This window comes from Thiomicrorhabdus indica, assembly GCF_004293625.1.
GTDB classification, from domain to species: domain Bacteria; phylum Pseudomonadota; class Gammaproteobacteria; order Thiomicrospirales; family Thiomicrospiraceae; genus Thiomicrorhabdus; species Thiomicrorhabdus indica.
Genome location: NZ_CP033040.1, coordinates 642,134 through 655,991, shown reverse-complemented (window position 1 = coordinate 655,991; position 13,858 = coordinate 642,134). Strand labels below are relative to the sequence as shown.

Below are 13,858 nucleotides of genomic sequence, written 5' to 3'. Positions count from 1 at the left end.
TGTGTTAGATGCTTGTTTTTTTGGATTTTTTATGCAGTATCAAGGATTTCTTTCAGCTCTAAGTCGGATTATGTCTCCTTTGAAGACTTTCCACCTTTCATCTCCGTTAAACGCTTCAATTCGTCATCCGTCCATCCTTGAGAACCCAACTTTTGTTCATCCAGCAATCCAATCAAGCGATGCAACAAGGAGTCGAATTCTTCATATCGAGCATCAGCTGGCGGTAAATTTAACGCTTCAACAGAATCGAGAAATTCTTTATGGCCGTTTTGCAATAGCCAATTGCGAATCATTGTTTTTTGCGCGCTTTCTTCAACTTGTGTCCAATCAACTGTTTGCAATGATTGAACAAACATCACCAATGCTTGACAATCAGGATCCGATGCATGGCGTAAATCCGTCAACAATTCGGCATAAAACACAGTGGACCAAACCGGAGTTTCAAATAAGATTCGTGCAATTTTTAAAGGCACACTAAACACCTTACCGCCATACATACCACCCGATTGTAAATTTTCTTGGGACGCCTTTCGAGCATCTCGAGGTGATTTAGCAAAACCAGTGAATATTTGCATCTGTTTTTCTAGGCGCCAAGTCGGCAAATCCACTTTTTCAGCTAAGCCTTCAATTAACAAATATTGATACAACCCCGTTGCCAGTTTGATAAACGGGGTCGCCAAAGAAACCAACTGCTGTCGCCCTTCAATCGTGCTGGGCGCATAACCCAATTTGGCCTCTAGACCCTGTATCAAAAATTGTGACAAAGACATAGCTCTATCAATTCGTTCATTAAAGCCGGTGACGCCTTCTTGACGCACTGTGGAATCAGGATCTTCACCTTGATCCAAAAACAAAAACTTCACCGAGCGTTTATCTTCCATCATAGGCAAAGCGAGCTCTAATGCCTTCCAGGCGGCCTTCATGCCGGCTGCATCACCATCAAAACAGACAACAACCTCACTGACTTGCTTAAACAAAATCTGCAAGTGTTCGGCCGTTACCGCTGTTCCCAGTGTCGCCACCGCGTTGCGAATGCCAAATTGCGCGAGAGCGACAACATCCATATAGCCTTCAACCACTAGAATATGCTCGAATTTTTCGCGGCTTTGCCGCATTTCGTACAATCCATAAAGCGTCTGACTTTTATGAAAAATAGGCGTTTCAGGTGAATTTAAATATTTCGGTTGCTGTTCTTTGGTCAGAACACGTCCACCAAAAGCAATCACTCGCCCACGACCATCACGAATCGGAAACATAATTCGCTCACGAAAACGATCATAGGCTTTGTTTTGTTCCGGTTTCTCAACCACCATTCCGGACTCGACCAACAGCGGCTTTAAATTTGTAATCTGAGTATTGGCTTGTGACAAACCTTTAATGAGATTATCCCAACCGGCCGGTGCAAAACCGATATAGAAATCTTTCGCCACTTGAGAACTCAAACCACGATCTCGAAGGTATTGTTTCGCCACTTCAGATTGTGGGTGGTCACGCAGTTGGAATCGATAGAATTTCGCGGTCAACAACATCACATCATACAAATTTGCTTGCTGCTGTTGCCGCTCTTGCTGTGCTTTTTGAGCTTGCGGAGATTTCACTTCATAAGGCACTTGCATGCCGTACTGCGAAGCCAAACTTTCCACCGCTTCAACAAAACTCAAGCCATCATATTCCATTAAAAACTTAAGCGCATCACCGGAGGCACCGCAGCCAAAACAATGGTAAAACTGCTGTTGCGGATTGACATTAAATGAAGGCGTTTTCTCGTCATGAAACGGGCAACACGCTTTATAGGTTGAACCGGCTTTTTTTAAAGGCACACGTGCATTAATCACTTCAGCAATGTCTGCGCGATTCAATAAATCATCAATAAACGGTCTTGGAATCGAACCTTTCGCCATGAATCACCTTTAAAGAAAACATTGAGGCTAATAAATCAACCTTCTAGCAACTCTCGTCTGTCCTTGAGAACAATTTTAACCACCGGCCGGTGGAAAGCTTATTCTACAAACAAAAAAACCCACAAGCATTTCTACTTGTGGGTTTTTTTACCGAAGTCAAAGAAATTAATTAGCTTAATTTAGCTTTAATTAATTTACTCACTTCACCCATGTCAGCGCGACCTTGCATTTGCGGCTTAAGAAGGCCCATGACCTTCCCCATTTCCTGCATAGAGCTGGCGCCTGTGTCAGCCATTGCTTGATCAATCAATGCATTGATTTCATCTTCGCTCAGCGGCTGTGGCATAAAGTCTTGAATGACACTCATTTCAAACGCTTCTTGCTCAGCAAGATCTGGACGATCAGCATCAATATATTGTTGATGCGAGTCTTTACGCTGTTTCATTGCTTTATCTAAAATCGCAAGAACTTCAGCTTCATCTTCCAAAGTTTTTTGACTGTCAATTTCAACTTGCTTAATCGCTGCCTGTAGCGAACGAACCACAGCTAAACGCTCTTTTTCTTTCGCTTTCATGCAACGCTTCATTTCAGCGCTTAATCGTTCTTTTAAAGTTTCTGACACGGGAAGTTTCCTAATGACTCAGATTTAGTACATACGTGTTGTACGACGGTTTTCACGAGAAAGACGCTTAGCAAGACGCTTAACTGCCGCTGCCTTCATACGCTTACGCGCCCAAGTTGGCTTCTCATAGAATTCACGCTTACGCGTTTCAGTTAAAACACCTGCTTTTTCACAAGCACGCTTGAAACGACGTAGAGCTACGTCAAATGGTTCTGTATCACGGATTTTTACGCTTGGCATAATAGTTACCTTTTAAAATTCTTTAAATCTGTTGCTCAGGGCTGCGGACTTGCGCATATCTCTACATTCAACTCGAGACGCCCTTTCTTTCCCTCGCAAGAGTGGGAAATAGCAGAAAACGCAGAATTATAAATTCGTCGTAGGCAGATTGCAAATTTTTCCAAGCGTTTAAAGCCAAATTTTTGTTAAAATTCAGCCACTTTTGAGGCAAATCTAATTTTCAACCGGCGAAAATGAAATCACTCATTCAAAAGCAACAGAGCTTTGTTCTCGAAACACCGAAGGCTAAGGTGTCGCTTGAATCAATTGATCTTAAATGATTTTTCGGCGTATTCGAAAACAAACTCTGCTGCCTGAAAACACTTTTTCTTATCATATAAACTTGGGGAAATTATGCTTGTTTTAGGAATTGAAAGCTCTTGCGATGAAACGGGAATTGCTCTCTACGACAGCGAAAAAGGGTTGCTCGCCCATCAACTGCATTCTCAAGTTGAATTACATGCTCTTTATGGCGGTGTCGTTCCAGAGCTCGCTTCACGTGACCATATCCAACGCGTCATTCCGCTGATTCGTGCCACCTGCAAACAAGCAAACATTGAACTCAATCAAATTGATGGCATTGCCTATACCAAAGGACCGGGATTAATGGGCGCGCTTTTAACGGGTTCATCGGTCGCTCGCTCTCTAGCTTTTGCATTAAATATTCCTGCGATTGGTGTACATCACATGGAAGGTCATTTACTCGCACCAATGCTGGAAGAAAAAAAACCGGAATTTCCTTTTATCTGTTTGCTGATTTCCGGTGGTCACTCAATGATTATTCGTGTAGACGGCATTGGTCAGTATAAATTGCTAGGCGACACTCTCGATGATGCGGCTGGTGAAGCATTTGATAAAACTGCAAAACTGCTAGATCTGGGTTACCCAGGTGGACCAAAAGTTTCAAATTTGGCATTAGAAGGCGTTACCGGCCGGTATAAATTCCCTCGTCCAATGACGGATCGTCCAGGCTTAGATATGAGCTTTAGCGGCCTGAAAACCTTTACGCTAAACACTTGGCAAAAAGCCGTTAAAGAAAATGATGCAACCGAACAAACCAAAGCCGATATTTGTCGTGCGTTTGAACTGGCGGTCGCTGAAACACTTACGATTAAATGCAAACGCGCCTTGGAACAAGAGAGCATTAACACTCTTGTCGTCTCCGGTGGTGTGAGCGCCAACCGTGAAGTACGCGCCAAACTCGATGCGTTAATGGCAAAACGCAAAGGTAAAGCTTTTTATCCACGACTCGAATTCTGCACCGACAATGGTGCCATGATTGCCTATGCTGGAACTCAACGATTATTAGCAGGTAAAGCGGAAGAATTGAGTTTTGCAGCGAAGCCAAGATGGTCACTGGAAGAGTTGGAAGCCATTTAATAAAATTTTGCTTTCCGTTAATTTCTTTTAAGCTTATCGAAGTCAACTCTTCGTTCATTTCTTTGTCCTGACAAAGAAATAAACGAGAGAAAACAACCTTCTCATTTCGTTCTATCCAACTAACGCTCAAACAAGCTCATCTCTTTTTCAGAAACCTTCTCTAAGTTGGTCAATAACTTACTTCGAATGGGGGGATTTAGTGCTAGCTCATAACACGCCATAATCTGAAATCACAAACTTAAGACAACTAAACTATCAGTCATCATTTTTTCTTAATTGCATCCTCTTCGCCACTCAAAATCCGCTGAATATTGCTTTTATGGCGCCAGAATAAAATCACCGTCATCACAGAAGTTAACCATACCCAACTCATTTCACCGGATAAAAAGTAAATGTAAACCGGTGCCAGCGCGGTCGCAACTAGAGCAGAAAGTGATGAAATCTTTAACACCTTGGCCACAAACAGCCAAGTTCCAGCCACCGCCAGACCGATGGGCAGCGATAATCCAAACATCACCCCCAGCATGGTCGCCACCCCTTTGCCGCCTTTAAATCCAAAAAATACCGGATAAAGATGACCGATAAAGGCAGCAAAACCGACGAGGATAACTTCAAGTGCACTCAATCCCAAATAATGCGCTAAAACCACCGGCAATACACCTTTCAGCATATCGCCAACGAGTGTCAAAGCGGCCGGTTTATTGCCGTACAAACGCTTAACATTGGTCGCCCCTGGGTTTCCTGAACCATCTTTGCGAGGATCTTCCAACCCCATTAATTGACAGACCACAATTGCTGCTGAGATAGAGCCCAATAAATAAGCACCGACAATTACAGTCAACCCAATCGAAGAAAATTCGGTTATTTCAAACACAAGACGCCTCTATGTTTTTACGTTTATTATGGTTGGCGATTTTACAGAAAAGTCTTACACTTTCGGCAAAACTTTACCGGCCGGTAAAAAACCAAAAGGAAATTATATGGATACGATATTTATTCAGGGATTACAGACCAACGCAATTATTGGAATTTATGATTGGGAACGAGAAGAACCTCAACCGTTGGTATTTGATATTGAAATGCAAACTGATTTAATCAAAGCGGCAAAAAGCGACGATATTGCGGATACGGTGGACTATGCAGAAGTCTCCGAAGATGTGACAAATTTTGTTGAAGCGTCGCGAGTAGAATTGCTGGAAACATTAGCCGAACAGCTTTGCACAATGATTTTTGAGAAACAACGAGCAGTCAGCGAAATCCGTTTAGCGATTTCTAAACCTCAAGCCGTGCCAAATGCGGAAACGGTCGGGCTAATTATCAACCGTCAGCGCATTAATTAGGGAACCTCTGATTGAATCAGATTAATTTCTGGCAACGCCAAATTTTTCAGGTCAAGGCGTTAAGTTGCAGGAATGTCTAGACCTTGCAAAACTTCGCAACGCAGAAATGATAAATTTGGCTAAGCCCCTACAGGCGAGGCTTCTAGTCCGATTCTTTGTTGTTGTGACCCTTGACCTTAGAATAACTAAGGCCGGCGTGCCACGCCTAAAATAATAGGACTAGAATTCTCGCAGAATTTCAATTTGATTCAATCAGAGGTTCCTTAGAAATCAATCATCGAACAACTAAAGAAAACTACGTCACGGACTCTTGTTGAATTTTCTTTTGTTCTTGTGCCGCTTGTTTCAAAATCGGCACAATTTGCTCCATATAAATAATCGCTTGATGTTCAGTGATTTTATTCATCACTTGAAAATCTTCTTCAAACTGACGGCGATTTTGGGTAGATAAATTACGCAAAACTTTATTATAAAGCACCTTACCTTCGGCTAAACGTACCATTGTGACCAATTGTTCAGCGCGAATCCGAACCACAATTTTTTGAACGACCTTGTCATCAACCGATCCCATCTTCGTTGCGAGTGCTCGATACGCCTTTAATTTCTTTTGAATTACTTGCTGATCTTGTTTCACGCCACTTTCAAGTCGTTTTTTCATGACATGATGAAGACCTAAAATCGCATCATTATTCAAAGTAAACATGACTGGACCAATTTCTAATTGATATTCTCCACTGTCTAAATGTTGAGCTGATATTTCCATAATACAACCTAATAACCTCTGAAATCCCTGGTTCTTTTCGTTACAAACTAGCCAATCTGTTTATATAAAACGCACTGTATCATCGATAAATTCAATATCGCCTTGTGCTTCCATTTCAAACATAGTTTCAACCAATCGACGAATGGATGATTTCGCCTCAGGCTCGGACGGCAATTGATCATTGCTCAAGTCGCTTTCTAACTGTTTAGCCATAATAGCCCCAACATTCGCTAAAATTTTCGCATCAAACTCAGAGTCTTTGGCAATTTTCAATAACACCAATAAATCTTCATTTTTTAACTTACGCAGCAGCTTCTGCAAATGTAAATCACTTAGTTTTTTCATTCTCAGGCCTAGCCGCACATAGCCTTGCAAAGTGGAATGTTTTTCGCCTTTTTCTGAGGCAATTAAGTGCTCTAGAGTAATTTGTAAAAGTGCGACTGAAAAGCGATCCATCTTCATTTTGGCGCAGCCAATATGCACCAACCATTCGTTTTCATGCAATTTTTGCAGACCTACTTCCATAATCTTCTCTCAAACTTAGGTTTAATGACCAAAAGCATAGCAAATTAATTGCCAAATACCTAAAGAATCGCAGCCATACAACGGTGACTAAATCAATTTTTAGGACAAACATCTCAACAAGCCATCAAAGTACTCTGCTAAGTAGTCGACTAATTACCCACACCACAAATCATTTTTCGGCATAATAACTAACAAATTAATTTGAGTCGATTAAGGACACTACACTAGCACTATGCCTCAACACAAAAAACTTCCCGAACCGCCCGAAGATGCCAAAATTTTCAGTCAACGACTGACTCAAAAAATTCACACTTACTTAAAACGACACAAGTCTCTGCCTTTTTCTAAATATATGGAGATGGCACTCTACTCCCCCAATCAAGGTTATTACAGTGCAGGCTTGCCAAAATTTGGGCGGTTGGGAGATTTTGTGACAGCACCGGAAATTTCACCAATTTTCTCTCGTTGTCTGGCTCGCCAAGCAGCTCAGGTTTTAAGAACACTCGACAATGCAAGCATAATTGAATTTGGCGCAGGTAGTGGAGCCATGGCAGAAGGAATCATGCTCGAATTAGCTGCCACTGAGCAATTACCGGAACGCTACTACATTATTGAAATCAGCGCAGATCTGCAAGTGCGCCAACAACAACGTTTAAAAGAAAACCTACCCGAAGAAATTTTTGCTCGGGTACATTGGCTCGAGAAACTTCCATCTACCCCCATTAATGCTGTCATTCTTGCTAATGAGGTTTTAGATGCCATGCCAGTTGAGAGACTTCGAATTGAACCAGACCGGGCATTACAAGGGTTTGTCAGTTTTAATGAATCAACGCAACAATTCGAATGGGATTACCAAAACATTACCAGCTCAACCCTGCAAAAATTTGCGAATCAACTCATCAAACACATTGGCAAAGTTTCAGATCTGGGATACGAGACGGAAATCAACCTAAATATTCGTCCTTGGCTTAAATCCCTTTATCAAATCTTGAATGAAGGTATTGTTATTTTAATTGACTATGGCTACACGCGAGAAGAGTTTTATCAACCGGCTCGTGTCATGGGAACTTTGCGCTGCCACTACCAACATAGAGCACACCAAAATCCATTTTTTTATCCCGGTTTGCAAGATATTACCGCTCATGTTGATTTTACGGCGGTGGCGGAAAGCGCATTTGATGAAGGGTTTAAAATTGCCGGTTATACCACCCAAGCAAACTTTTTAATGGGCACGGGCTTAATGGAAATGTCGGTTGACTCAAACGCTGACATAAGTACTCAAATCAAAATTGCCCAACAAATAAAAACCTTAACCATGCCGGATGAAATGGGCGAAAGCTTTAAAGCGATTGCCTTGAGCAAAAATCATGAACAATTACTCAGCGGCTTTCAGGTAAGAGATTTAAGACATCAACTTTAGCAATACAATTTCCCAAAAGATAAAGACTCATGGATTCTATGTTAGATTGGCTACAAATCACTGTTCTTGCTCTGATTCAAGGAATCACAGAGTTCTTACCCATCTCCAGCTCTGGTCATTTGGTTTTAGCCCCACACCTATTTGGCTGGCCAGATCAAGGACTCGCGTTTGATGTAGCAGTCCATGTGGGGACCTTACTTGCGGTGATTCTTTATTTCCGACAAGATGTTTGGCTAATGAGTCATGACTGGGTAGCTTCTCTAGTTACCCGTCAACCTACATCAAACAGCCGTTTAGCTTGGTGGATTATATTTGCTTCCATCCCTGCTATCGCATTTGGTCTTGTGATAAACAATGGCCTTGAAGAGAGCCTCCGTAACCCATTAATAATTGCTGCAACCACCATTGGCTTTGGGGCACTGCTTTGGTGGTCGGATTTCACAGGCAAACAAGTAAGGGATGAATACAGCCTTAGTTTTAGAGACATTATGATTATTGGCTTAGCGCAAGCCCTCTCTCTTATCCCTGGAACGTCTCGTTCAGGAATTACAATCACTGCGGCACTCATGCTAGGTCTCACACGTTCAGCCGCTGCCAAGTTTTCTTTCCTACTGTCTATCCCTATTATTCTGGGAGCCGGCGTGCTAAAAACCAAAGATTTACTAGAAAGCACCTCTCCAGTTCAGTGGGAAGCAATGCTGGCCGGTTTTCTGTTGTCTTTTGTAAGTGCGTACATTGTCATAGCACTATTCTTAAAATGGATTAATCGTATCGGTATGCAACCATTTGTCTGGTATCGTTTTGCACTCGGTATTCTGTTGATTTATCTGTTCATTTAATTTCCTCTTCACTGTTTAGCAACATACAATAACCTTCAACACCCAATGATTGGAGTCATTGTTATGCTAGAGTCTTCAGCTTTAGACACCACCGAAAACTTACCTCTGTTTGATGCACAGCAAAGTCAGGCCATTGATCAATTCGCCATTCAGCAAGGTAAAATTCCAAGTTTTTTATTAATGAAACGCGCGGCTTGGTTCGCATGGCAAACGATTCAAAACCTTCCCTTTGAGGTTGATGAGGTTTGGATTTTATGCGGCCCAGGAAATAATGGTGGCGATGGTTTTATGCTTGCTCAATATGCCAAGCTTGCAGGAAAAAATGTGCGAGTTTGGACATTAGGTGAAACCTGCAACTTACAAAACGATGCACAAAAAGCTCATGCCGAATTAAACGCACTCAAAGTGCCTACCTTCAAACTCTGCATTAATCTCTTCATAGCCAAACTGCAAAACGCTCTCTTACCATCAAATGAAACACTCAACTATTTACCGGCCGGTAACAAATCCTCAAAACAATTATTACTCATTGATGCATTATTCGGCACAGGACTCAGTCGTTCAATTGATGGTGAATTAGCAGAAATATTCCATCATTTGAATCAAACGAATTCTAATCTGTTTAAAATCGCATTGGATACACCTAGTGGACTAAATATCGCAACAGGCACGATTCTAGGCTCAGCGCTGAATGCAGACATGACAATTTCCTTTCTGACACACAAATTTGGGTTTTACACTGCCAAAGGCCCTGATACATGTGGAGAGATTCTCTTTAATGACCTAAACATCTCCTTAGAGGCTCCGCAAGCACTAAATTCCGTAACCCCTATCGCACACAGCCACAACTTAGCATTTTGGCTTGCCAAAAAGCCGAAACAATTAAAAACCTTTCATAAAGGTAACACTGGAACAAGCTTACTCATTGGTGGCAATCACTCAATGACTGGTGCTTTGCAACTTTCAGCCTCGGCCGCTTTGCATACAGGTTGTGGTTTGACCAAGGTAATCACTCGAAAATCTCACCATGCCTCACTTAGCAGCTTGCATCCTGAAATAATGTGCTTCAGTCATAAAAATTGGAAGAACCTATTTACGCAAAGCTCCGCAATTGGAATTGGTCCAGGTCTTGGCCAAGATAAATGGGCAGAAAAGCTGTGGCAGGCATTTTTATCGACACTTAACCGGCCGGTATCCGTTGTGGATGCAGATGCTTTAAACCTGCTTGCAAAAACAACCAATCATAACGGCACAATGGTGACTGAACACTATCAACAGTCTCAATGGATATTAACCCCTCACCCAGCAGAAGCCGCTCGTTTGCTGAATTGCAGCACTCTCGAAATCCAAAGAGATCGTTTAACAGCCATCAAAAAGCTACAGCGGAAATTTGGCGGAGTAATTGTCTTAAAAGGCAATGGCACGCTCATTTATGATGGCCAACAAATGGAATTATGCCGATACGGCAACCCTGGCATGGCAAAAGGAGGGATGGGAGACGTCTTAACAGGAACCATTACCAGCCTACTCGCCCAAGGAATGGACTTATTTGATGCGGCTTGTCTTGGCGTGAACTTACATGCTATCGCAGCCGATAATATTGCGAAAATTGAAGGCCTGACAGCCGTCATACCGTCAAAAATACCCAAGTACTATTCAAAGCTGCTGGAAATTCCTTAGGAAAAGGGCTTAAAGAGCTTGGAAACTTAAAACGTTAGAAACTTTCACGCACCCACTGTTCAATCTCGTCAGCTGCCTTCGGACGGCTATAAAGGTACCCCTGAATAAGGTTACAACCATGGAAAACTAGAAAATCACGCTGCTCAGGCGTTTCAACACCCTCAGCAATGACTTCTAATCCCAAACTTTTTGCCATCGCAATAACTGTTTTAGTAATCACAGAATCTTCTTCGTCATCTGGCAAGTCTCGAATAAAGGACTGATCGATTTTCAACTTGGACACTGGAAGCCTTTTTAAGTAGGCAAGAGAAGAGTGACCTGTACCAAAATCATCAATCGAAACCTTCACACCCAAAGACTTAATTTCATTCAGCCGCTTCTGCATTAAATCCAAGTCTTTCATAATGTCGCTTTCGGTCACTTCTAACTCAACCCAAGATGGTCGACAGTCCATCTCTTGAAGCGTCTCATTCACAAACTCAACAAAATCCGGCTGCTGAATATTTTTTACCGCCAAATTCAGAGACAGAATACCCGGAGTAAAATCTTGCTTATACCACTTCACCCACTGCTGTATGGCATTACGCATCGTAAGACGGTCCAACTCAATGATCATTCCGTTTTCTTCAGCAATCGGAATAAATCGATTCGGACCAATAACCCCCATTTGAGGGTGATTCCAACGAACCAAGGCTTCCATACCAATCAAACGATTTTCTTGAGCATTCACCTGTGGTTGGAAATACACTTCCAACTCGTTGTTAATTAATGCATGACGTAAATTGGTTTGCATTGCTAGGTGCTCAAAAGCCTTAAGAGTCAAATCATTTGTATAGAATTGGAAGTTATCTCGTCCTTCATCCTTGGCGCGATAGACCGCAGCATCAGCACACTTAAGTAAGTTAAGTTTATTTTGAGCATCTTTTGGATAAAGGCTAACCCCCACACTTGAAGTCAAATAAAAAGTCGACCCTTTAACTTTAAATGGCTCTTTTGCCGCATCCAGCAAAGCTTGCGAGAACACAGTCGCATCATTTTCAGAATTCATCGATTCCAACAAAATCGCAAACTCATCGCCACCGAAACGAGTTAAAGTGTCCTCAGGCTGCAAGATGCGTTTCAAACGCAATGCAAATTGCTTAAGAATCTCATCACCAAAATCATGGCCATAGGAATCATTGACTTTCTTAAACTGATCTAAATCGATTAGAAATAGACCAAAACAAGAATCATTACTCTGGGCTTTATCAAGCGCATGCTCAAGCCGATCTTCTAAAAGGTTGCGATTGGGAAGCTGCGTTAATGAATCGTGATTAGCCTGATGAAACAAACTCTCTTGTTGTTGTAAAATCTTATGCTCCATATCACGCCATTCGGTAATATCATCATAAGATCCTAAAACACCAATAACCTCGCCTTGCTCACCATACAAAGGAACAGTAGACAAAGATAAAATGCTTTGCAAACCATCCTTTGCACGGACATAGTCTTCAAACTGAAGATTGGGCCGGCCAGTCTTCATCACCTCTAAATCAATCTCTCGATATTTCTTAGCATCTTCGCGCCCCCAAGAAAGATCAAAATCAGTTTTACCAATTAACTCCTCAACACAACTAAGACCAGCATCCTCAAGCAGTAACTGGTTCCCTCCTTGATATCGGCCATCTTTATCTTTCCAAAAAATACGGACCGGCACATGCTCCAGAATATTTTCCAATAGTCGGTAGCGTTGTAACTGAGCCTTTTGCGCCTTCTCGATTGCGGTAAAATCTGAACTAAATATAACCAGTGCTTGCTGGCCTTGATATTGAATAAACTGAAAGATTGCTTTCACTCGATAGGTTGAACCATCGGCTTTTTGATGCGTCGAAATAAGAACTGCCTTATGCTTATCTCTGATTTCAGATTTTAATGACTGAAGAGTTTTGGGAGTTAAATCCAGATTAATTTGTGAAATACGCATCGAACAAAGTGTTGATTCTGACAAACCAAGTTGTTCTTGTGCCTTGCTGTTAGCGTAAAGTATCTTGTTACTTTGATTATCTACAACATAGATTTCTTGCCTTGCCACCTGAACAATATGAGCAAGCTCTTCATTTTGCTTTTGCAATTCAATCAAGTGCGTCACATCCATTGTCGCACCGACAACTTTGAGTGGTTTTCCCAATTCATCAAGAAGCGGCTTACCAACAATATCAATCACCGCTGTTGAACCATCACTTCGTAAATGCTTAGTCATCACTCGTTTTTGTTGACCGTCTACCAACATTTGTTGAAACAGGTTTTGCAGCTTTAATTTTTCTTCGGCCGGTGTTTTTTCCCAAAAAGACTCTAGATTGGGTTGAAAACTATCTGGGTCTTCACGGTAGATTTTATACATCTGCTCAGACCACTGAATTTGCTCTGATTGCAAATCCAACTCCCAACTTCCAATATTGGCGATTTCCTGAGCTTGGCGCAATTGAGTTTCACTATATTGAAGCTCACTTTGTTGCTTTACCAACTGAGCATTTTTTTCGACTAAGCTTTGAACAACTTCATCTGCTGCTTTGATGGGGGTGAGCACACACAGAAATGCATTCGGCCACTTGCAGTCAAAAGAGGCCGCTGAAAACTGGAACCATTGTTCAGACCCATCAGCACAGATTAATCTTAATGACAAAACTTGATTTGAAGTGATACGGGTTTGATGGATGTCAAACAATTCGGACTGAAGAACTTTTTGAGCCCATTGTCGATAGTGCTGCTCTGGAAATGCTTGCTTTAAAAGCTTTTCCCAACTTGCACTCGCCTCTGCACAATAACCCAACTCTTTTTTAAAGGCACTGTTCGACATTCGAACAGTGAGCTTTTGCACGCACTGTTCAAAACTAAGAATCAAGGCCGGAAGAGGAAGGCGTTCAAAAAGCATTGTCCAATCGGAAGCGTCTGATAAAAATGTTTGGTTCATCTATATATTGTATTCAAAATCTAATGTAAGACGTTTTCAAAAAACATCATGGGGCTTATGGAAAATAAGGTGGAAACCAATCGGTGTTACCTAACATGTTGAAACACTAGCACAGTACTATCAACCGTCAAAACACTTTAAAAAACAAGCGATAACCAG

The 13,858-nt window shown here is 41.8% G+C and carries 12 protein-coding genes; 5 read left to right on the top strand and 7 right to left on the bottom strand.

The window, feature by feature from the left end:
- Positions 1-68: 68 nt before the first annotated feature.
- The 3 genes from dnaG to rpsU form a co-directional block, all read right to left on the bottom strand.
- The gene (dnaG, locus tag D9T12_RS02680) at positions 69-1,901 is read right to left on the bottom strand and encodes a DNA primase (RefSeq protein WP_130536729.1); all 1,833 of its coding nucleotides are present in this window, start codon (positions 1,899-1,901) and stop codon (positions 69-71) included.
- A gap of 169 nt (positions 1,902-2,070) precedes the next feature.
- Positions 2,071-2,523 carry a GatB/YqeY domain-containing protein gene (locus tag D9T12_RS02675; protein WP_130536728.1) on the bottom strand — a complete coding sequence of 151 codons (453 nt, stop codon included), beginning with the start codon at positions 2,521-2,523 and terminating at the stop codon, positions 2,071-2,073.
- Between the two features lie 24 nt (positions 2,524-2,547).
- A complete protein-coding gene (rpsU, locus tag D9T12_RS02670; protein ID WP_130536727.1) occupies positions 2,548-2,763 on the bottom strand; it encodes a 30S ribosomal protein S21 in 216 nt (71 codons plus the stop codon).
- Between the two features lie 393 nt (positions 2,764-3,156).
- Between rpsU and tsaD the strand changes: the two genes are divergently transcribed.
- Positions 3,157-4,182, top strand: coding sequence for a tRNA (adenosine(37)-N6)-threonylcarbamoyltransferase complex transferase subunit TsaD (tsaD, locus tag D9T12_RS02665; protein ID WP_130536726.1), 1,026 nt, complete (start codon positions 3,157-3,159; stop codon positions 4,180-4,182).
- A gap of 262 nt (positions 4,183-4,444) precedes the next feature.
- Here tsaD and plsY read toward each other — a convergent pair whose 3' ends face one another.
- Entirely contained in the window at positions 4,445-5,056 is a 612-nt protein-coding gene (gene plsY / locus D9T12_RS02660) for a glycerol-3-phosphate 1-O-acyltransferase PlsY (RefSeq protein WP_240693218.1), read from the bottom strand.
- A 106-nt stretch (positions 5,057-5,162) separates the two neighbouring features.
- Here plsY and folB point away from each other — a divergent pair, with 106 nt between their 5' ends.
- Positions 5,163-5,522, top strand: a complete 360-nt coding sequence (gene folB, locus D9T12_RS02655; protein ID WP_130536725.1) for a dihydroneopterin aldolase — start codon at positions 5,163-5,165, stop codon at positions 5,520-5,522.
- 295 nt (positions 5,523-5,817) lie between these two features.
- On the opposite strand, the gene D9T12_RS02650 is transcribed toward folB, so the two are convergent.
- Positions 5,818-6,285, bottom strand: a complete 468-nt coding sequence (locus D9T12_RS02650) for a FliG C-terminal domain-containing protein (protein ID WP_130536724.1) — start codon at positions 6,283-6,285, stop codon at positions 5,818-5,820.
- A gap of 60 nt (positions 6,286-6,345) precedes the next feature.
- Positions 6,346-6,810, bottom strand: coding sequence for a FliG C-terminal domain-containing protein (locus D9T12_RS02645; RefSeq protein WP_130536723.1), 465 nt, complete (start codon positions 6,808-6,810; stop codon positions 6,346-6,348).
- A 232-nt stretch (positions 6,811-7,042) separates the two neighbouring features.
- Between D9T12_RS02645 and D9T12_RS02640 the strand changes: the two genes are divergently transcribed.
- From D9T12_RS02640 to D9T12_RS02630, 3 genes are all read left to right on the top strand, one after another.
- Positions 7,043-8,230 (top strand): class I SAM-dependent methyltransferase, encoded by a 1,188-nt coding sequence (locus D9T12_RS02640; RefSeq protein WP_130536722.1) that lies wholly within the window; start codon positions 7,043-7,045, stop codon positions 8,228-8,230.
- A gap of 29 nt (positions 8,231-8,259) precedes the next feature.
- Positions 8,260-9,069 (top strand): undecaprenyl-diphosphate phosphatase, encoded by an 810-nt coding sequence (locus D9T12_RS02635; RefSeq protein WP_130536721.1) that lies wholly within the window; start codon positions 8,260-8,262, stop codon positions 9,067-9,069.
- 63 nt (positions 9,070-9,132) lie between these two features.
- A complete protein-coding gene (locus tag D9T12_RS02630) occupies positions 9,133-10,749 on the top strand; it encodes an NAD(P)H-hydrate dehydratase (protein WP_130536720.1) in 1,617 nt (538 codons plus the stop codon).
- Positions 10,750-10,783: 34 nt separating this feature from the next.
- Here D9T12_RS02630 and D9T12_RS02625 read toward each other — a convergent pair whose 3' ends face one another.
- The gene (locus D9T12_RS02625) at positions 10,784-13,699 is read right to left on the bottom strand and encodes a sensor domain-containing protein (RefSeq protein WP_130536719.1); all 2,916 of its coding nucleotides are present in this window, start codon (positions 13,697-13,699) and stop codon (positions 10,784-10,786) included.
- Between the last annotated feature and the right edge of the window lie 159 nt (positions 13,700-13,858).

Bases quoted from the DNA above. Each gene is read 5' to 3' on its own strand.
- dnaG (WP_130536729.1), bottom strand. From the start codon at position 1,901: ATGGCGAAAGGTTCGATTCCAAGACCGTTTATTGATGATTTATTGAAT.
- rpsU (WP_130536727.1), bottom strand. From the start codon at position 2,763: ATGCCAAGCGTAAAAATCCGTGATACAGAACCATTTGACGTAGCTCTA.
- tsaD (WP_130536726.1), top strand. From the start codon at position 3,157: ATGCTTGTTTTAGGAATTGAAAGCTCTTGCGATGAAACGGGAATTGCT.
- folB (WP_130536725.1), top strand. From the start codon at position 5,163: ATGGATACGATATTTATTCAGGGATTACAGACCAACGCAATTATTGGA.
- D9T12_RS02650 (WP_130536724.1), bottom strand. From the start codon at position 6,285: ATGGAAATATCAGCTCAACATTTAGACAGTGGAGAATATCAATTAGAA.
- D9T12_RS02645 (WP_130536723.1), bottom strand. From the start codon at position 6,810: ATGGAAGTAGGTCTGCAAAAATTGCATGAAAACGAATGGTTGGTGCAT.
- D9T12_RS02640 (WP_130536722.1), top strand. From the start codon at position 7,043: ATGCCTCAACACAAAAAACTTCCCGAACCGCCCGAAGATGCCAAAATT.
- D9T12_RS02635 (WP_130536721.1), top strand. From the start codon at position 8,260: ATGGATTCTATGTTAGATTGGCTACAAATCACTGTTCTTGCTCTGATT.
- D9T12_RS02630 (WP_130536720.1), top strand. From the start codon at position 9,133: ATGCTAGAGTCTTCAGCTTTAGACACCACCGAAAACTTACCTCTGTTT.
- D9T12_RS02625 (WP_130536719.1), bottom strand. From the start codon at position 13,699: ATGAACCAAACATTTTTATCAGACGCTTCCGATTGGACAATGCTTTTT.